A 19,230-nucleotide genomic window follows, 5' to 3' on the forward strand; every position below is an offset into this window, starting at 1 on the left:
AGTCGTGGGGGAAACCTAATCCGCACACGAGTTGGTCGGGTTTTTCGCTTAACGAATGGCCCTTGACGGATGCCGGGAGTGTCTTTGGAGGAGTAACGGTGGATTGGTTACGAGAGCCAGGGTTTTTGGGGACTCATGCCACGACCGGAGCGGACTTAAGCCAGTTGATGGCCACACTCTTTACCAGCCTCTTCATCCTGGGATGGGTCCAAGCCCGCAAGCGAAACGCCGATGCGCATCATTGGTTGATGTTTGGGGGAATGATTTCGATGCTCAGCTTCTTCATCGCGTACTATCTGTTTCGTCAGCTTGGCGTGTTGGCTGTTGAAGGAAAAGAGGGGTTTGGCGGCTCCCAATCGCTCTATGACTATGTCTTCATCCCGGTGCTGACGCTCCATATCATTCTTGTCATCATCGGCTTGATCATGGCGGTGTACATGATTGTGTTGGGCTTTCGCGCTCAACAGTTTGTTGACGGAGTGCGGTCCCTCCGGGAAGCTCGGTTGCTTACGACGTGGAAGAAGATCGGGCTCATCTTCAGTGGGATTGCCGTGGTGGTGCTCGGGCTATTTTTTTCGCGTGTGGCGACCGCCGGCTTTTCAATGCGAAAGCTGGAGGTCTACCTGGCGTTTCTCTTAGTCGTGGCGTTCGTGTTCGCGATCGAGATGACTATACAGCGAATTTGGCCCAATGGGGCGCGGCGACACCGCGCGCTCGGTCGGTTCACGATGGTCATTTACTGTGTTTTGTTTGTCACGGGGAGTTTTACCTACACCATGCTCTATATTCTTTATCCAGGGAAGATTGGGTAGCCTAGTAGGATGCTGACATGCGGCTGTGGTCGATGGATGCATGCAGAAGGGATTGAAGAATGTGCCGGAGAAAGCGGTGCTCCTCAATGGTTCATCCGGTTGGAATGCAAAGGCTGTGGTTTGAAAATCGGTATCGACGTGCCGGAGGGACAGACGCACGGACTGGTCGATCGATTGATGTGGACTGATGAAGCATTACACCGGTTGGATCGTCTGCCGCCCTATGTGGCCACTCTCGTTCAGAAGGATGTGGAGCAGGATGTTTGTCGTCATGGCCGCCGGGTGGTCACGTACGATATGTTGCTGCACCCGCGAGCCGAGGATCGAATTGAGTGGGAGTCGGAAGCAGAACGGCGGTTGGAAAGAGTGCCGGCTCCGGTTCGCGCCATGGCTCGGATCGAACTTGAGCGGACCGCGGCGGATCGAGGAATGTCTCGGATTACCGTGGCTCTGATGGAAGAAGTGAAGGCGAAGTACTTTGGGATGGGTTCTTCGAAATAGTAATGAATGCTGAGGACTGAGTGCTGAGAAGGGACAAAGCATGAAACCGGCTATTCCCTCGGCTCAGTCCGCAGTCCTGCTGCCTCAGTCTTGAACATCATGTTGCATCGGATGGCCTTGCGGGTTCTTCCGAGTTTAAGTTTGGCGGTCACGGAAGAAACCGTGCGCAAGCAGAAACGGATCGTGATGGTTGTCCCCGGACTGGTTGCGTTCGGGGTGTATCGTCTCGTCAAGCATCTCGTTCCGATCTCAGATCCCCTTGTCTTGTTGGCGGTCAGTAGTCTAGTGGCAGCGGTCACCTCAGTACTGGCCTATCGGGTTGGTCGGTCTGCCCGATGGTCCGTCATTGTCCGTCAAGACGGAGTGCGTCTCCTCAGCTGGCTTGCCGGATGGATTGGTGCCATGTATGGCATCCAGCTCTCCTTGTTGGTGCTGACTCTGTTATGGATCATGAATTACGATTATCTCCAACATCCCGATGGGCCGGCCATGATGGCGATTATCATCTCATGCACGGCCGTCGCGCGTGATGCGTTTGAAATCGGACATGTGCGTAAGCTCTCGCTGTTGGGACGGCCATTTCTCACGTTCCCTGATGGCCAGCAACTTCGTGCCTTGGTGCAGCGTAGGGCTTGGCAATTGGGACCTTGGGTTCTGGCGGGACTGGGTGTCGGCGCTATGGCATCGTTCCTCGGGCTGGCGATTGCCGATATTCAAGGAGCCGCGTTGGCTCAATTATTGACTGTGACGATCCTCGGCGGTGTTCTTGCCCTCTGTGCCTATTTTGGCGGGCTCTATCCTTCCACATCATGGGTTCACACGCTCCGTCAGACCGCACCGGTTGAATTGTTGAAATATTGGTGGTGGCCTGGGATGGCCTTTGCCTCAACCTATTATTTAGTGACGATGGGGCTGTTGCTGTTTGTGCTGAGGCAGCCGACGATCACGCCGGGCTCAGCCGCCGTGATGGGCGCGCTGGTGACGGCGATGATGGGTGTGTACGGGTATTATCTGGGCAATCGCCGTCATGTGGAAGATGAACAGGCTCCGCAACTATCGAGTGGAATGTTGCGTTGCCCGTTTGTGATGGGGATTCTTGGGAAGACGGTCGGCACTGACGGTGCGGCTGAGGAGTTGCTGCTCGGGAAGACCGGAACGAAGGGGTAGGTGTATGGGTCAAGGATTCAGATTGAAGCGTTCTGCGATCAGGATTGCGACCTGCATCGCGACGGTCGCGATCGCCATTGGATGCGCGTGGAATGGACCAGATCTCTCATTTGCAGAGTTATCGACCGATGTGTACTTCGGCACTGAGGGGACTCCACAGGGACCGGCGGTTCCTGCTCCGCATGAGACGGCTTATCCGCGAATCGGCTCCTTGGACAGTCGGTTGCTGGTGTGGTTCGTGACACAGCAACATACCTACTTCGGCGGTTTCGTGCTCGCCCTTCCTTTATTTTGCGCGCTGCTCGAGTTCCTGGGTTTGACAACGAAGAAGCCAGCCTTGGCCCTTCGTTACGACGGTCTCGCGAGAGATCTGGCGAAGGTGGCGGTTTTGTCACTGTCGGTGACGGCGCTCATCGGCAGTACGATGTTGACGATGTTCATCACGCTGTACCCCAGTTTCATGACATATATGGGCGGGACGTTTAAAGGCTTCATGCCGGCCTACGCTGCCGTGTTCCTCGGTGAGACGCTGCTGCTGATCGTCTATTACTACGGTTGGAATCGGATGACGGATCGTGGCATGAAGTGGATCCACGCGGCGATCGGTATCCTGACGAATATTGTGGGGACAGCGTTGCTGACGCTGGTAAATTCTTGGTCTGCCTTCATGATGTCGCCGGCAGGGGTGGATGCGCAGGGGCGGTTCTTGGGGAATACCTGGCATCTGCTGCATTCCGCCCTCTGGAACCCGCTCAATGTTCATCGCTTCCTCGCGGACATCATGTCAGGCGGGGCGGTGGTGCTGGCCTATGCCTGTTATCGGTTTTTTACGAGCAAGACCGACGAGGAGCGAGCCTATTTCGATTGGGTCGGATATGTCTTTCTGTTTGTCACGGTCTGCGCGCTCATGCCCATGCCCATTGCCGGCTACTGGCTGATGAAGTCGGTGTTCATGTTTCGCCAGACTATGGGTGTGACGATGATGGGTGGGTTGCTCACATGGCTGTTTGTGGTCCAGGCACTCTTGATCGGTGTCTTGTTCCTGGGGATCAACTACTACCTCTGGCAGAGTATGGCTCGAATCAAAGGGGGCGAGCGCTATCAGCCTTACTATCAGCTCTTGTTGGGCGTGTTGATGCTGGCGCTCTTTATTTGGCTGACACCGCACACCCTGTTGATGTCTGCGAGTGAAGTGAAGGCGATGGGAGGAGCTCAGCATCCCGTGATCGGCAACTACGGAGTCATGTCGGCCAAAAATGGCGCCGTCAACATCTTGATTCTCGTCACTGCGCTCAGCTTTTTGTACTATCGCCGTGCGAATCGTACGATGACGATCTCGTGGGTCAGGACCGGAAACGCCCTCATCGCGATACTGTACGTGGTGGGTGCGTTGAACGTCATCTGGCTGTCTGTCTATGGGTTCTATTTGCCGGCAAAGGTTCGGGTCGGCCTTTCAGCTCCCCAAGCCCTCACGACGCTGACTGTGATCGTGGTTGGTGTGGTGATCAATCGTCTCATGCTTAGAGGAGCGGTGGTGCATGGCCCCATTCAGTGGGGGAAAATTCCGCTGCGCGGCATGGTCGGATTGTTCGGGTTAGCGGCATCCTTCAGTTGGGTCATGGGGTTGATGGGGTACATTCGCTCATCGGGACGCTTGTCTTGGCATGTCAGTGAGCTGATGGCCGATGTTTCGCCATGGGCCTTCACCCCGGACCTCCAATTCGCTACGAAAATGGTGACGCTGAATATGGTGGTGTTTTGGGTGGCGGTCCTCGCGCTGTTTTGGATGTGCGAGAGAGCACAGCAGCCGGTGATGGGTGAGGAATTCCGCGACAAACAAACTCCCCTACTCACGCCGGTTCCATCGCAAGAAACGTAGAAAGGGAATGAAGGATATGAAGCGTCGGGTTCTGCGTTGTGCAGCAATCGTTCTCAGCGTGCCGATGAGCCTTGTTATGTGGCAGCCATCCGTGTTTGCGCAAGGGCAACCATTAGTCCTGGAAGACTTTCAGGCGAAGGAAGCGGATGGATTTCCTTCGCAATGGGATCACGAAAATCAGCGAAGTCAATCGAAAGGCCGGGAAGCCTACAAGGTGCGGTCGGAGAACGGCACGAACTTTCTGTCGGCAAAAGATGCCGGTCAGCGAATCAAGAAGAAAAAAATCGACTGGGATCCCAAGGCCTATCCCATTTTGACCTGGCGCTGGCGTCTCAACAAAGCAACGACTGGAACAGAACCGCTGGCTGCAGTCTATGCTTCCCTCGATACCGATCTCCTCTTCATCCCGGTCTTCACAAAATATGTGTGGAGCGAGTCGAAACCGGATGGCACTTTAACGGAAGGCGGCATGTTTAGTGGCTCCGAGATTGTCGTCCAGACTGGAACGAAGGAGATCGGGCAATGGTTTGAGGAGCGTGTGAACGTGTACGAGGACTTCAAGCGGATTCACAAGCATGAGCCGGCGGAGAAGGCTTGGGGCATATCCATTATCGCGACACCTGGTGTTGAAATCGATTTTGGTCCGCTGATTGCCGTTTCGGCCAAGTAGCAATCCGTCTTTTCGATCCATGAAAGATCGATGTGATGACGAGGCGCAAAGCGTTTGATATCGCCCTAGGAATGACCGTGATGGGTACGGTCGGTACTCTGATCGGGCTGACCTTGGGCGGTGGGCTGATGCCCGTTGCCATAGCCGTTGGACTTGTTCTCGGGGTGGTGATCGGCTTTCTCGGCGGGCGTCGATTCCTCATCAGTATTCTGATCGGGACGGTGCTGGGTGGCGCGTTAGCCTGGATGCTGGTCGGAGTGGAGCGGGTGTGGGTTGGTGCCGGAGCAGGAGCTGCAATGGGTGGCTTCCTTGGCGTCCAGATTTCCATGCTGCTCGATGTGCGTGCTGCCAAGAAGGCGGCATTGGAACAGGGTGTGAAATCGGCGTCTTATCGGTAATTCCTACAAGTTGTAGAGGTGTCCGTGGAAAACAAGGGCGTCTTAGTCGGTTCCATCGTTTTCGTGTTTGCGTCGTTCTTTCTCATGATCGGCATGCTGGTCTACGAGTCCTATAAGGCAAATCAAATGAAACAGCTTGTCATGTCGGTAAAATCGGAAGCCCGACCGATGGCGAACAGCTTACCGGCTCAGGATTTCTCGATGTACAAGACGAAGACGGGGGATGAAGGTCGGGAGATGGTGCAGATCCCCGAAGGCCCTTTTACGATGGGAAGCAATGAAGGGGATCCGGATGAGGCTCCCGAGCATCAAGTATACCTTAAGGTGTTTTACCTCGATAAAAATGAAGTCACCCAAGAGGAATACATGCGCTTCGCGAAAATGACCAAGCGCCCTCTGCCCAGGATCGAGGTGTTCGAAGACGATCAGTCGAAGGTTTTGAAGCCGGGATTGGCTGCCATGAGTGTTTCCTGGGACGAGGCGGCCGCCTACTGCAAGTGGGCCGGCAAGAGACTTCCAACGGAAGCTGAGTGGGAGAAGGCCGGCCGTGGCGAGAGCAAGAAAAGATATCCATGGGGAGATAAGTTTGTCACGAATGCCGCCAACCTCGACGGCAGTGAAGACGGGTATAAGTATCTTTCCCCTCCTGGGTCCTTCGACGCGGGACGGAGTTCCTACGGCCTCTATGACATGACTGGTAACGTCGCGGAGTGGGTCGAAGATTCCTACGATGAGCACTACTACAAGAAATCTCCGTTTCGTGATCCAAAAGGACCAGAAAACGCAGATCTCAAAGTCGTGCGCGGTGGCTCATGGCGGGAAACCGAGCATAATGCGAGACTGTCAAAGCGATTTGCGGCCAAACATTGGCGAACAGATGTGACGATCGGTATTCGTTGCGCAAGTGATCTGGATCAAGCCGGGGGTGGTCCTGAGTCTTAGTATGCTGGAAACCAAGTTCAAGGTTGTCTTCTTGCTCGTCGTATTGGCCTGTGCCGCCATGCCCATCGTTGCGATTTTGCGAGGGACCACCGTAACGCCGTATGAAAAGCCGGTGCCTGGAACCAGCGCCGAAATTGAGTCGGTGGCAGATAGCGCTCCTGAAGAGGAACCTATTCCGGATGAGATGGTGACGATTCCGGCGGGGCCGTTCGTTCGCGGAACTGAGAGCGAGGGGTTCGATGAGCGACCGCAACGAACCATCTACTTGGATATGTTTGCTATCGATCGGTACGAAGTGACGAATCATCACTATCAGCAGTTCGTCCTGGCGACCGACCATCGGAAGCCCGGGCTACCCGCGCGTTACGCCAAGAGCGGTGGAAGGATGAAAGGAGCAAATCAGCCGGTCGTCTATGTATCGTGGGATGATGCGATGGAGTACTGCCGATGGAAAGGGAAGCGACTTCCGACGGAAGCCGAGTGGGAGAAAGCTATGCGTGGTACGGACGGAAGGCTCTGGCCATGGGGGAACAAAGAGCAGGCCAATGGCGCCAACTGGGCCCGAGTGCCGGATGGGTATGAGGTATCCGCGTCGGTGGGAATTTTTCAGACTGACAAGAGCCCCTATGGAGTGATGGATGGAGCGGGCAACGTCATCGAGTGGGTGGCAGATTGGTACGATGAAGCGTACTACAAGAGCTCGCCGGAAGAGAATCCACCGAGCCCTGAATATGGCACCTACCGGGTGCTTCGCGGCGGAGGCTATACGACGACCGGAGGAGATGTTCGAATCACTAGTCGAAGCAAGATGATGCCGGACTTTCGAGATGAGACGATCGGATTTCGTTGCGCAATTTCAAAGACAGAAATGAAAGAAGAGGGGGAGAAAAAGCCAGATGAATTTACAGAAAATCGAAGTAGTAGAGAATCAAAAACACGGCCAAAATGAGGTTGACAACCATGCCGGCCAAAACTATAATGTCAAACACTTTTGAGTTTTTCGTCACGGGTGCTCCTGTTTGATGCGTCCAGATGCGACAAAATCTGATAACACAGGGTTGGATGTCTGTCAAGAAACTGTAGTGTTTTTGGATATCTTGTAAATTCTATTTCTTGAGCAGGAGTAAAGAGAACAATGGCAACAGCTACACCTGACAGCGAAATAAAGATAAAAATCGGCAAGATGATTTTCTACATCACCTGCGCCGTCGGGATATGGTTTTTCTACTGGCTTGCTGGAATCCAATGTCCCTGCTGAGATCGTGAATCTCGCCTAAACCACAGGGCTCTGGTTCGCAGTTCAATCAAGATATGGCCAGGTAAAAATAGAGGAGAAGAGGGAATGAGCGCGTTGAATAATCCAGTCATTGCCGTGATTGTCTCTCTTGTTATCGCGGTCGGCTATTTTACGTTTGTTGACCATTACCTAATGGATATGCAGGGGCTGGACTTCTGGTACCTGTTCCGAAAATAGGCCGTGAGAGGTAGTCAAGCCTTCTGCTGAACATCCTCAATTTAACATAAGTGTATTTAAGGAGGTATTCCATGGGCCTTTTAACCGGCAAGCGCGTATTTTCGATCATGGCGCTCTGCATGATGGTCGGCCTCCTTCTACTCCCAATCGTCATAGCTCTGCCTTCGCCGGCTATCGGTGAAGAGGCTCCTGCTGGCGATGCGGCGAAGAAGGATGGAGATAAAGTTGAGAAGGGTCGGGATGTCTATTACAAGACAGAGGGTATCGTAGTCGGCGCTCCCGCTCCTAAGACCACGGATGGTCCCAAGGACTATCCGCGATACAACTTCGAAAGTCGTGTCTTGATCTGGTTCGCCAACCAACAGCATCTTTATTATGGGAGCTTCGTGTTGGCTGTGCCGATTTTCTGTATGATCATCGAGTTCATGGGCGTCGTGACCAAGGACAAGGCGCTTGCGAAGCGTTACGATCAACTGGCCTATGATTTTATCAAGATCAGTCTCACGGCTTACTCACTCACGGCCATTCTTGGTGGCATTCTGATCTTTACATTTCTGACTCTGTATCCGGCGTTCTTCGGGTATCTGTCCAGTATCTTCCGCCCAGTCATGCATATCTATGCATTGATGTTCGTGGCTGAGAGCGGGACCCTCTATATCTATTATTATGGGTGGGACAAGATGAAGGAGGGTTTCCTCAAGTGGATTCATCTGAGCATGTCGGTGGTTTTGAACGTTATCGGCACGCTGCTCATGTTCCTGGCGAATTCTTGGATCGGGTTCATGATGTCGCCCGCCGGTGTCGACGAGCAGGGTCGGTACTTGGGGAATATCTGGCATGTTATTCATACTGCCTTGTGGAATCCTCTCAACCTCCACCGCATTCTGGGCAACATGGCGTTCGGTGGAGGAGTCGTGGCCGCCTACGCCGCGTATAAGTTCCTGTCGGCGAAGACCGAAGAGGACCGTGCCCACTACGATTGGATGGGCTACATCGCAATGGCGCTTGGCGTGGCCTTCTTGATCCCATTGCCATTCGCCGGATATTGGCTCATGCGCGAGGTGTACGCGTATCGTCAGCAGATGGGCATCACTTTGATGGGCGGTTTGCTTGCCTGGTTGTTTATTATCCAGGCCACGATGATCGGTATTCTTTTCTTGAGCACCAATTACTATCTCTGGCAGGCAATGGGCCGTATGCGCGGCGCTGAGAAGTATCAACGGTACATTAAATATCTTGTGTTTCTGCTCATCTGCGGATTCTTGGTGTTTATTACGCCGCACACCATGGTGATGTCGCCGGCTGAATTGAAGGCCATGGGAGGACAGCAGCATCCGGTGCTGGGTAACTTTGGGGTCATGTCGGCGAAGAATGGCGGCATCAACGTCATTATTACGACGACCGTCCTGAGTTTCATTTGGTATATGCGAGGTAATAAGGTCTCAACCGTCTCATGGGCGAAGTTCGGGAACATCTTTATGGGAGTATTCTTTGCCTGCGCGTACATCAACATTATCTGGCTTGCTATTTACGGGTATTACATTCCTGCGAACGTGCGAGTCGGGTTATCCGTTCCGCAAGTGGCGACAACCTTGTCATGCCTCTTCTTTATGTTCGCGCTGAACACTGTGATGATGAAGGGGGCAAAGCAAATGGGGCCGATTGAGTGGGGTAAGATTTCCGTCCGCTCACAGTATGCCCTCATCATGTTGGCGACGGCTTTCACCTGGATGATGGCATTAATGGGCTATATTCGCTCTTCCGTTCGCCTGTTCTGGCACGTCAATGAGATCATGCGGGATAACTCCCCTTGGGCCTATACGCATACGGTTGGATTCGCCGCTAACATGATTTCATTCAATGTACTGTTTTTCTGGATCAGTATCCTTTTCGTCTTCTGGATGGGCAGCTTGGCGGCAAAGAAGGCTCCGGTGGAGGCCAAAGCCGGCATCCCAGGCAGCGTCCCGCAGCCGGCTGCTAGTCACTAATCGGAGTCTTATAGTTGGCTCATCGGGGGAGATCTTTTCCCCCGGTGATAGCTGTAGGAGGTCAAGACCTTGGGTAATCTGATTGCTCAAACGCTCTCGGCGAGTTGGATGGCTCTGGCTATCCTTGCAGGCCTGATGGTTTATTTTCAGATGTCTATCAGCGACCCTGCTGCCAAAAAACGTGCGGTGTTCAAGACATTCATCGGAATTGTTTCCTGCTTCCTCCTGTTCATGGCAATCGTCAATTACAAAACTAATTTTTATGGCGAAAGTCGTTTGCTGCCGGTGTCTCTTGTGACGATTACCGTGACGACCTTCGTCATGGCGTTGTACTTTACCAATCTTAGTGCAATGTTGAGGGTCGGCGGGTTTATGTTTTTCGTGGCTGCGTTCCTTTCGGGATATGGGAACTGGCTTCCGCAAGTTGAGGGAGGGTTTCCTCCCAAAGAAGAAAAGTTGGATTTCAGCTCCATGACGTCTCAACAGTTGGCTGACGAAGGTGAAAAGATTATTTTTGGAGGGATTGGAAAGAATAAGGAGCAGGGGGCTATCGGAAAAGGTCAATGTCCACTGTGTCACGCCTTTCACGCCGGTATGCTGGGTGAGCGAGCTCCAAATCTCTTAGGTCTTCCGGAGCGTTCCGAGAAAGAACGGTTGGCAGATCCTAAGTATTCCAAGGGTAATCCGTCGAAGCGTGAATATGAAGTAAAGGAAGCGTTCCCAGGGTCTGGAACCGCTGAAAATGCTCTCGAGTATATTGCCGAATCCCATGCCTGTCCGAGCTGCTACGTTGTGGCTGGGTATGGAGTGAAGGGAACTAACGACAAGCAAAGTCCAATGCCGGCTATTCACAAGCCGCCTATCTCTCTCAGTCTTCCTGAGCTGGCAGCAGTAGACACGTGGTTCTATGTCCGTGAAGGGCGCGATGCTCCCTCTTTTGAAGAGATCGTAAAGGCCTACGAGAAGTTTATTCCAGAAGCAGACCGTCCTAAAATGGCCGAAGACAAGCCTGCGGGAGCCACTTCGTTGATGGCTGATGGGTCAGAACCTGTCGACCAGATTTTTGCTAAAGCACAATGTGTATCATGTCATACGATTCCAGGGATCCCTGGGGCAATGGGGACGATCGGTCCCAAGCTTGAAGAAGGCACTAGCGCTCCACAGCGCATAAAGGACCCCACGTATAAAGGTACTGCAAAATCTCCTGCTGAATACATCATGGAGTCTATCGTGGATCCCAGTGCCTATGTTGTAAAACCATTCCCGGATAACACAATGCCGAAAGTCTTCGGGCAGAAGCTGAGCGCTGGTGCTTTGAAGAAAATCGTCGACTATTTATCACAAGTCAAGACTGGAGCGCCGCCACCGAAGATTTGATAGCGTCCGGTTGTCTTTATCCGGAGACCAAAGGGAGTTTTCCAATGAAAGCGTTAATGTCGCTTGGTGCTCTGATAGGAGTAGCGGGGCTTCTCCTGCTGGGAGGGATGATCTTCGATGTTATTCCCTCGAATACCGTACGTTTAGTCGAAGGCTATATGCCCATGCAAATGCTTTTTGAGTTTGCATGCTTCGTCGCCGGCTTTGCAGGGCTGAGCTATATGATGAGCGCTATGGGCATGGCGCTTCCTCGTTTTTGGCAGGGGATCGGTTTCTGGGCGTTCGTTCTACTGTATTTGAAATTCCGCGTCTATCCACCGATTCCATTCAGCGTCCGCGCCATGTATGGCACCGTGTCTCTCGTCGCGGTCTTCATGTGGGTCTCGGCTAGTGAGGAAGATTGGAAGAAATTCAAGCAACCCATCATGAACGTACTCGACGCGCAGACCGGGATGAACAGACTATTGCGCTATGCCTATCTTGTGATTCTACCCATCCTTATCGGTGGGTTTTCCTACAACGTTATGATGCCTAAATCAGAAGAACCGATCGAGTTACGAACAGTTCACCCAGCGCCTCCGGCCAGCACAAAGGTTCATGGTAAGACCTATACATTGCAGACTTCACAGAATCCATACCGGGTGAATCAGGAAGGGAAATACGATCAGGAGTACACGAACGCCAATATTGTCGAGCAAGGTATGGGTCGGTTGATGAAACCGAATGCCAACCCATGGGATGACAAAAATCAGGGGTACTTGAAGTATGTGCGTGAGGGTGGAGAGATATTCTTCCAAAACTGTCATTTCTGCCACGGAGATAATCTTAACGGCCGCGGCCTACATGCCTTCGCCTTCAACCCGATTCCTGCAAACTTCACCGATCCCGGTACTATTGCTCAGCTTCAAGAAACATTCATCTTTTGGCGAGTTTCTAAAGGCGGCATCGGGTTGCCCAATGAAGGATTTCCTTGGGCCTCGGTTATGCCCCCATGGGAACAGCATTTAACGGTAGACGAAATCTGGAAGGTGATTTTGTTCGAATATTGGCACACAGGGTACTATCCACGAACCTGGGATTAGTCACCATAACCCTTTAGAATGCCAACCAGACATAACGAAGAAGAGGCTTAACATGATGGACAGCATAACTCAGAAGGCCGGAATTGCAGCGGTTGCTGCCTTCGGAGTGGTTCTAGTGTCTAGCGCGGGATATTCGTCCGTTTCAGCCCAAGGGCTTCCTGAGGGTTTTAAAAAGGGTGATCTCGCGCCAGAACCGTCGGCAGAAATGATTGAAGCAGGGAAGCGAGTCTATTTCACCAAGTGCGTCTGGTGTCACGGTGTCGATGGTGCCGGTGACGGACCTGGAGCTGATCGACTCTGGCCTCGCCCGCGAAACTTCAATCAAGGGACATTCAAGATTCGCCATACAGCGAGCGGCGAGTTGCCGTTGTTCGATGCGAAAAAGCCGATCCCAGGTCAAAACGATCTCTTTGAGACGGTTACTCATGGGCTGCCTGGTTCCGCTATGCCATCCTGGGAAGGCATTCTGACCGAAGAACAGCGTCTTCAAGTCCTGGCTTTCGTCACAACACAACTGGTCAAGGATCGAAAATTTACGGATAAACAGTCGGAAACTCAAACGGTATTACAGTTGGCTGAAATCAAGGCAAAACCCGCAACCGATGAAAGCAAGAAACGCGGTTCCGAACTCGTCGTCGAGAAGAAGTGCGTCGAATGCCACGGGATGGAAGGGCGTGGAGATGGGAACGCCTTTAATTTGAAGGACGACTGGGGTTTCTCGATTCAGCCGGCCGATTGGCACAAGTGCTGGAACTTCCGTGGGAGCCGTCAGGATCCATACAACGTGGGCAACATTTTTCGAACTTTCTCGACGGGTGTCAATGGTACGCCGATGCCCTCGTTTGCCGACAACACTACGGTTGATGAACGATGGGATATAGCGAACTTTGTTAATTCGCTCTGTGAAAGGGACGCATTAGGCAATCCGCTGCCGATTGATCCGTTGACCGATAAGCCGAAAATCAACTTCGTGGTCCCATCCGATCTCGTTGAGGGAGAAATTCCGACCGACATGGAACATGAAGCTTGGAAAAAAGCTCCGAAGCGATATGTGGCTATGGGTGGACAGATCACTCATAAACCTAGGAATTTCGTCAACCGGATCGACGATATCTGGGTGCGGTCACTCTACAATGATAAATCGATCGTGTACCTTTTGGAGTGGGATGATAGAACCAAGAGTGTCGCAGAGGGCAAACTTCCATGGGCTCCGACTCAGGTCAATATCGATATTAAGGAACAGGAGCCAAAGACAGGTGAAGGAGAATCCATTGCTGCTCACCAAAACAATTACACGGTATACAACGATGCGATTGCCATTGAGACAGCAGTAAAGTGGAAAGAGCTACCTGCGCCGATCAAGCCTCGCTACTTGTTTGGTACCAACGACCAATTCCCGGTTGATATCGTCAAGTGGGAAGCAGACGGATCCCTCCGCGCGTTCAAAGGCACGGGTTGGGATAAGGATTTTGAAGAACGTGATAACTACGAAGAAAGCATGAAGCTCTTGAAGGGCGAGTGGAAGGACGGTCGTTGGTATGTCATGATCCAACGGCCACTCGGCAATAAGAAGGATCAGGACTACGACGAGGATACATTCTTCGAGATGGGGCAATACATTCCGACGGTGTTCTTTGCCTGGGATGGCCACAATGGCGATGCGGGACGAAAGATGGCGGTTTCCGCATTTTTCTATACATTCATGAACCCGCCCATTCCGCGGGAAACGTACATCTATCCGGCAGTTATTGCGGTCGGTGTGGTGCTGCTCGAAGGGTGGGTCCTGACCCGTCGTGCGAACAAGAAAAAGGGTAAGACCCTGTAGCATTTCTTAGACACGCGCGTTAGCGTAGTAAGAAGATAGAGGGGGTGGGGCGACCTACCCCCTCTTTTTTTCAAACAGGTGACGTGCTCATGATCAGCGATGTGACGGGCGTCCTACTGGCCGGGGGAAAGAGTAGGAGGATGGGAGAGGACAAGCGATTTGTCCTTGTCGGTCAGCGGACTCTCTTTGAGCGAAGCTGCGCCGTTCTCTGTGAATTGTTTGAGCAGGTTTACGTTGTCATCGCTCAAGACAGTCCTTCGCTGCGAGCAGAAGTACCAGTGGTCCGCGATCTTATTCCAGACTGCGGAAGCCTTGGAGGATTGTACACGGGCCTTCAACGGGCTCAGACTCAACATATTTTCCTTGCTGCCTGTGATATGCCGTTCCTAAACCCGGATGTCATTCGGCATATGGTTCGCCTGAAAGACCAGGCTGATATTGTTATCAGTCGGTGGGCGAGTCGTCTGCAGCCGACTCATGCCGTGTACGGCCGAGACTGCCTTCCGGTTCTTGAGGAGATGATGAATCTCCATAATCGGAAGATTCAAAGCATGATAGGTCATCCCGCTCTTCGCGTGCGCGTGATTGCTGAAATGGAGATCAGGCAAATCGATCACGATGGATGTTCCATGTTCAACATCAATACGCCGGCCGATTTAGAGCGCGCTCGATCAGTGCACAATCCTGGTATGGGTTCCGTGTCATAGTGGTTCGGAAAGACACGTGAAACGCATCATCCTTATCATTCATCCCGGTGCACTTGGGGATGTCCTGCTGGCTGTCCCAGCGATAAGGAGTCTGAGTGTGAGGTTTCCCCAACATGAGACCATCCTCATCGCTTCTGCAGCCGTGAGCCGACTACTACTGGAGTGTGGGGTGATTGGCGATTGGGTTTCATTGGAAGGGCAATCATGTCTGGGGTTATTTTCAGAAACTTTATCCATCTCCGGCGAATTGCAATCAAGGGTGAACCGATGTGATCTGGCTGTGGCTTGGACGGAGGACAGGGATGGCGCCCTTCATTCACTATTTCGGGAAGCGGGCGTAAGGCTGGTTCAGATTCGGTCGCCATTTTCTCGAGAGTTACGCGCGAGGCATCAGAGCAACCGCTTTCTGGAGACGCTGGGTAAAACGGCTGGAGATATTTCGCCAGGGGGAACGGTACAAGTTTGCCCACAACTCTTGCAGTGGGGTAGAGACTTTCTTGAGACTTTGGGGATTTCCCACGATCAATCGTTGGTCCTCGTGCATCCGGGCAGCGGAAGCATTCACAAGTGTCTTGAACCCAGAAGAATGTCCTTGCTGATCGAACAGCTATGGCGAAGAGGGACGTGTCCACTAGTTTTGGAGGGACCAGCGGATCGGGATGTCGTGGGCCATGTGCTGCAGTTTGTGAGTAAGCCACCCCTTGTTCTTAGAGAGCTTGATCTTTCTCAGCTTGCCGGAGTGCTTGCGCAGGTGACGTTATATATCGGCCATGATTCGGGTGTGACCCATTTGTCTGCTTTGCTGGGTGTACCGACTATTGCCTTATTCGGTCCTACAGATCCACAGCGGTGGGCCCCACATGGTAGCCACGTGACAATCCTGCGTGGGTCGCCCTGTTACTGTGACTTGTGGGAAACGGTAAAAAAGTGCGCGGAGAAGCCCTGTCTTCAAGTACCGATCGAAGAGATTCTCATAGCATCGAGGCCTGCGATGGAGTGTGAGCAGCGCAAACCCTCGTAATTCCATGTAAACCGCCTTGTCTCTGCCTACCTCATGTGATAAAGTGGCGCGTTAATTTCCTTTCATTGGTAAGCACTTAGAGGAATTGTTGTGTCTCAAGGACTCGTGCAAGAGAAGGTTACAACGGCCCTGCTTGGCGCCCTCAATGGCGCGAAGCAAAAAGGGCAGTTGAAGACGACGGCTTGGCCCACACTTACTCTCGACGCGCCCAAACGACCGGAGTGGGGGGACCTCGCTTCCACGGTGGCTATGTCTCTGGCCTCCTCTGAGCACAAGGCACCTCATGATATCGCCCAAATCATCGTAGAAAACCTTCCTCAAAGAGAGCAGATGTTTGATCGTGTCGAGATCGTTCGTCCCGGTTTCTTGAATCTTACGGTTAAACCGGCTCTCTGGCAGGAGGTTCTCCGCGAAATTGAGCTGCAAGGAGATCGCTATGGCCGGGCCGCTGTCGGAACAGGCCATCGCGTGTTGGTTGAGTATGTGAGCGCAAATCCGACCGGTCCATTGCACGTTGGTCATGGCAGGGGTGCTGCGGTCGGGCAGGCAGTTGTCCGGTTACTACATGCGATCGGATACGATGCCGTGGGCGAGTATTATATCAATGACGCAGGACGACAGATGAAATTGTTGGGCGCGTCGGTGTACGCTCGTTACCAAGAATTGTCGGGGCGGACCGTCGAATTTCCTAGGGACGGCTACCATGGTTCGTACATCACAGCTGTGGCACAACAGCTCAAGGAGCCACTCGACCGCGTAGCTGGTGAACTGACCCCTGCCGACCTGGAGGCTCGATGCCTTTCGCTTGCCTATCAGAAACTGCTAGGGTTGATCCGTGACGATCTTATGGCATTCGGCATCGAGATCCAATCCTGGTTCAGCGAAGCTTCGCTTCTGGAGTCCAAAGCCATCGAGCGTGCTCTGGATGAATTGAAAGCTCGTGAACTCCTGTTTCAACAGGAAGGGGCCTGGTGGTTTCGAGCGTCGATGTACGGGGATGAAAAGGACCGCGTCGTCATGAAGCAGGACGGAGAGTACACATATTTGGCTTCCGACATCGCTTATCACCACGACAAGCTCCGGCGCGGCTACGATCTGCTGATCGATGTCTTTGGTGCTGACCACCACGGATATATCCCCCGCATGCAAGCCGTCATGCAAGCCTATGGACATCCCAAAGATCGTCTCCATGTCGTGCTGGTCCAATTGGTGAAGCTGTTGCGCGATGGAGTCGAGGTGAAGATGTCCAAACGGACGGGGGAATTCATTACGATGCGGGAAGTCATCGATGAGGTCGGAGCCGACGCCGCAAAATTCTATTTCTTGATGCGGGATTCCAAGACTCATCTGGAGTTCGATTTGGAGTTGGCGAAGCAACGGTCAGCCGACAATCCGGTGTACTACGTCCAATATGCTCATGCCAGGATCTGCAGCCTCTGGCGTGTGGCCTCCGAAAGAGGAATGACCCGTCCGTCTGCATTGGAGACGGATCTGACTGTCTTAACTGACCCCGATGAATTGGGACTGATCAAAAAGCTTTCCGCCTATCCTGAAATTATCCAAGCCAGCGCGCTGGCCTTTGAGCCGCACCGTGTGACGTATTACCTTCAGCAATTGGCAGCGCTTCTTCATATGTTCTATAACAAACACCGTGTTTTGCCCTCTGCGACCGATCAGGAGCATTGTGAGTCAGCGTCCGCCGAAGTCCTCACGCCAAAACGAACTGCGGCGCGTCTAGTCTTGATGGGGGCGGTCCAGCAAGTCCTCAGAAACGGGCTTGACGTGCTCGGTATCTCCGCGCCTGAGCACATGTAACGGCCCAGCCCCGTACAAGATGATGCAGTACCAAGTCCAACAATCCGACCGTCACTCAAAAGGCCGCATCGGCCTGCTTACGACCGGTCATGCACAGGTCAACACACCAGCCTTCATGCCGGTAGGCTCGTTGGGACCGGTCAAGGGGCTCGAACCGGAGGACCTCCAGAGTCTAGGGTTTCGACTCATCCTCAATAATGCCTATCACCTATACCTGCGCCCCGGTCATAAGATTGTGGCTGACCTGGGGGGGCTTCATGCCTTCACCGGATGGCCGGGAGCGATCCTCACCGACAGCGGTGGGTTTCAGATTTTCAGCCTAGCGAAGTTGTGTGAGATCACCGACGAGGGCGTCACGTTTCAATCGCACATCGATGGGGCGACGCACTTCATTACGCCGGAAAAAGCGATAGAGATCGAAGAGGCGTTGGGAGCCGATATCATCATGGTGTTGGATCAGTGTGTGGCGCTCCCTGCCGGTCGAGAGATCGTCCAGGAAAGTGTGCGTCGGACTCAGCTCTGGGCTGAGCGATGTCAGGTCAGCAGGCGACGAACGGATCAAGCCTTGTTCGGCATCGTACAGGGTGGACTGGAAGCGGACTTGCGAGTAGCTTCGGCGAGGGAGTTAGTCAGATTGGGGTTCGACGGCTATGCGATCGGCGGCTTGTCGGTCGGAGAAAGTAAGCCGGACATGCAGGCGATGCTCGATGTGACGGTGCCGGAGTTGCCGGAGAGAAAGCCCCGGTATCTCATGGGGGTTGGACATCCGGAAGATCTGCTTGAAGGGGTGGCTCGCGGGATCGATCTCTTCGATTGCGTTGCTCCCTCGCGTCATGGCAGAACAGGCTCGCTGTTTACAACGACAGGCCGGGTCGTCATCAAGCAAGCTCAATATGCTGAGGATGAACGACCGATCGATTCTGATTGCATGTGCCCGGTATGCCGCCGATACTCACGAGCCTATTTGCACCACTTGTTTATGGTCAAAGAAATGCTGGGAGCACGGCTGAATACGATTCATAACTTATGGTATTACTCCGACTTGATGCGCCGCATACGAGAAGCCTTGGAAGAGGGAACGTTCCAGGAGTTTCGGGAAGCATTTTATCGCCACCACAACCGACAGACAATGATGGTCGGTTTAGCAGAGAGTCAAGAATCGTGCAGACAATCGCATGGAAACGGTCATACATAGAAGAAGGGGATTGACTTGATGTTGATGGAATCGATGGCATGGGCTGAGGGAACGGGCGGAGGCGGCTCACCCGCCAGCGGAGGGGCGGGCGGAATTCTATCTCTGATCCCGTTCCTCTTGATCTTTATCATTTTTTATTTTCTTCTGATCCGGCCTCAACAGAAGAAGCAAAAGCAACAGAAGACGTTGTTGGACGCGTTGAAGAAGGGCGACAAGGTGGTCACGACGTCGGGGATCTGGGGCACCATCACCAACATGGGAAAAGAGACCGTGACGCTGCAGATTGCCGATAATACCAAGGTTAAAATGCAACGCGAGAATATTGCGCGAGTGCGTGCAGAGGATGACGACAAAGAAAAAGACTCGTAGTTCGATGG

General features: G+C 53.0%; 17 protein-coding genes. All 17 read left to right on the forward strand.

From position 1 onward, the window contains the following. The first annotated feature begins 98 nt into the window (after window positions 1-98). The gene (locus P0120_09205) at window positions 99-812 is read left to right on the forward strand and encodes a DUF420 domain-containing protein (GenBank protein ID MDF0674492.1); all 714 of its coding nucleotides are present in this window, start codon (window positions 99-101) and stop codon (window positions 810-812) included. Between the two features lie 36 nt (window positions 813-848). Beyond that, window positions 849-1,313 carry a PCP reductase family protein gene (locus P0120_09210; GenBank protein ID MDF0674493.1) on the forward strand — a complete coding sequence of 155 codons (465 nt, stop codon included), beginning with the start codon at window positions 849-851 and terminating at the stop codon, window positions 1,311-1,313. 111 nt (window positions 1,314-1,424) lie between these two features. Then, on the forward strand, window positions 1,425-2,480 hold the full coding sequence (locus tag P0120_09215; GenBank protein MDF0674494.1) for a hypothetical protein: 1,056 nt from the start codon (window positions 1,425-1,427) through the stop codon (window positions 2,478-2,480). 4 nt (window positions 2,481-2,484) lie between these two features. Continuing rightward, the gene (locus P0120_09220; protein ID MDF0674495.1) at window positions 2,485-4,359 is read left to right on the forward strand and encodes a cytochrome ubiquinol oxidase subunit I; all 1,875 of its coding nucleotides are present in this window, start codon (window positions 2,485-2,487) and stop codon (window positions 4,357-4,359) included. Between the two features lie 76 nt (window positions 4,360-4,435). Next, window positions 4,436-5,029: a DUF3047 domain-containing protein gene (locus P0120_09225; GenBank protein ID MDF0674496.1), complete on the forward strand. Its 594-nt coding sequence runs from the start codon at window positions 4,436-4,438 to the stop codon at window positions 5,027-5,029. Between the two features lie 35 nt (window positions 5,030-5,064). Beyond that, window positions 5,065-5,427 carry a hypothetical protein gene (locus P0120_09230; protein ID MDF0674497.1) on the forward strand — a complete coding sequence of 121 codons (363 nt, stop codon included), beginning with the start codon at window positions 5,065-5,067 and terminating at the stop codon, window positions 5,425-5,427. Between the two features lie 24 nt (window positions 5,428-5,451). After that, entirely contained in the window at window positions 5,452-6,369 is a 918-nt protein-coding gene (locus P0120_09235) for an SUMF1/EgtB/PvdO family nonheme iron enzyme (protein ID MDF0674498.1), read from the forward strand. A 1-nt stretch (window position 6,370) separates the two neighbouring features. Further along, on the forward strand, window positions 6,371-7,318 hold the full coding sequence (locus tag P0120_09240; protein MDF0674499.1) for an SUMF1/EgtB/PvdO family nonheme iron enzyme: 948 nt from the start codon (window positions 6,371-6,373) through the stop codon (window positions 7,316-7,318). Between the two features lie 393 nt (window positions 7,319-7,711). Next, window positions 7,712-7,843 (forward strand): hypothetical protein, encoded by a 132-nt coding sequence (locus P0120_09245; GenBank protein ID MDF0674500.1) that lies wholly within the window; start codon window positions 7,712-7,714, stop codon window positions 7,841-7,843. Between the two features lie 71 nt (window positions 7,844-7,914). Beyond that, on the forward strand, window positions 7,915-9,831 hold the full coding sequence (locus tag P0120_09250; protein ID MDF0674501.1) for a cytochrome ubiquinol oxidase subunit I: 1,917 nt from the start codon (window positions 7,915-7,917) through the stop codon (window positions 9,829-9,831). 69 nt (window positions 9,832-9,900) lie between these two features. Beyond that, on the forward strand, window positions 9,901-11,208 hold the full coding sequence (locus tag P0120_09255) for a c-type cytochrome (GenBank protein MDF0674502.1): 1,308 nt from the start codon (window positions 9,901-9,903) through the stop codon (window positions 11,206-11,208). A gap of 44 nt (window positions 11,209-11,252) precedes the next feature. Further along, window positions 11,253-12,290, forward strand: coding sequence for a cytochrome c (locus P0120_09260; GenBank protein MDF0674503.1), 1,038 nt, complete (start codon window positions 11,253-11,255; stop codon window positions 12,288-12,290). Window positions 12,291-12,342: 52 nt separating this feature from the next. Continuing rightward, a complete protein-coding gene (locus P0120_09265; protein MDF0674504.1) occupies window positions 12,343-14,115 on the forward strand; it encodes a c-type cytochrome in 1,773 nt (590 codons plus the stop codon). A gap of 89 nt (window positions 14,116-14,204) precedes the next feature. Beyond that, window positions 14,205-14,822: a molybdenum cofactor guanylyltransferase gene (locus P0120_09270; protein MDF0674505.1), complete on the forward strand. Its 618-nt coding sequence runs from the start codon at window positions 14,205-14,207 to the stop codon at window positions 14,820-14,822. A gap of 1,111 nt (window positions 14,823-15,933) precedes the next feature. Then, window positions 15,934-17,658: an arginine--tRNA ligase gene (gene argS / locus P0120_09275; GenBank protein ID MDF0674506.1), complete on the forward strand. Its 1,725-nt coding sequence runs from the start codon at window positions 15,934-15,936 to the stop codon at window positions 17,656-17,658. A gap of 19 nt (window positions 17,659-17,677) precedes the next feature. Beyond that, window positions 17,678-18,853, forward strand: coding sequence for a tRNA guanosine(34) transglycosylase Tgt (tgt, locus tag P0120_09280; GenBank protein MDF0674507.1), 1,176 nt, complete (start codon window positions 17,678-17,680; stop codon window positions 18,851-18,853). Window positions 18,854-18,886: 33 nt separating this feature from the next. Beyond that, complete coding sequence (yajC, locus tag P0120_09285) at window positions 18,887-19,222, forward strand: preprotein translocase subunit YajC (protein MDF0674508.1); 336 nt, start codon at window positions 18,887-18,889, stop codon at window positions 19,220-19,222. Window positions 19,223-19,230 lie beyond the last annotated feature (8 nt).

The organism is Nitrospira sp. (assembly GCA_029194675.1).
Lineage (GTDB): Bacteria > Nitrospirota > Nitrospiria > Nitrospirales > Nitrospiraceae > Nitrospira_D.

Bases quoted from the DNA above. Each gene is read 5' to 3' on its own strand.
- P0120_09210 (MDF0674493.1), top strand. From the start codon at position 849: ATGCATGCAGAAGGGATTGAAGAATGTGCCGGAGAAAGCGGTGCTCCT.
- P0120_09215 (MDF0674494.1), top strand. From the start codon at position 1,425: ATGGCCTTGCGGGTTCTTCCGAGTTTAAGTTTGGCGGTCACGGAAGAA.
- P0120_09220 (MDF0674495.1), top strand. From the start codon at position 2,485: ATGGGTCAAGGATTCAGATTGAAGCGTTCTGCGATCAGGATTGCGACC.
- P0120_09225 (MDF0674496.1), top strand. From the start codon at position 4,436: ATGTGGCAGCCATCCGTGTTTGCGCAAGGGCAACCATTAGTCCTGGAA.
- P0120_09230 (MDF0674497.1), top strand. From the start codon at position 5,065: ATGACGAGGCGCAAAGCGTTTGATATCGCCCTAGGAATGACCGTGATG.
- P0120_09240 (MDF0674499.1), top strand. From the start codon at position 6,371: ATGCTGGAAACCAAGTTCAAGGTTGTCTTCTTGCTCGTCGTATTGGCC.
- P0120_09245 (MDF0674500.1), top strand. From the start codon at position 7,712: ATGAGCGCGTTGAATAATCCAGTCATTGCCGTGATTGTCTCTCTTGTT.
- P0120_09250 (MDF0674501.1), top strand. From the start codon at position 7,915: ATGGGCCTTTTAACCGGCAAGCGCGTATTTTCGATCATGGCGCTCTGC.
- P0120_09260 (MDF0674503.1), top strand. From the start codon at position 11,253: ATGAAAGCGTTAATGTCGCTTGGTGCTCTGATAGGAGTAGCGGGGCTT.
- P0120_09265 (MDF0674504.1), top strand. From the start codon at position 12,343: ATGATGGACAGCATAACTCAGAAGGCCGGAATTGCAGCGGTTGCTGCC.
- P0120_09270 (MDF0674505.1), top strand. From the start codon at position 14,205: ATGATCAGCGATGTGACGGGCGTCCTACTGGCCGGGGGAAAGAGTAGG.
- tgt (MDF0674507.1), top strand. From the start codon at position 17,678: ATGATGCAGTACCAAGTCCAACAATCCGACCGTCACTCAAAAGGCCGC.
- yajC (MDF0674508.1), top strand. From the start codon at position 18,887: ATGGCATGGGCTGAGGGAACGGGCGGAGGCGGCTCACCCGCCAGCGGA.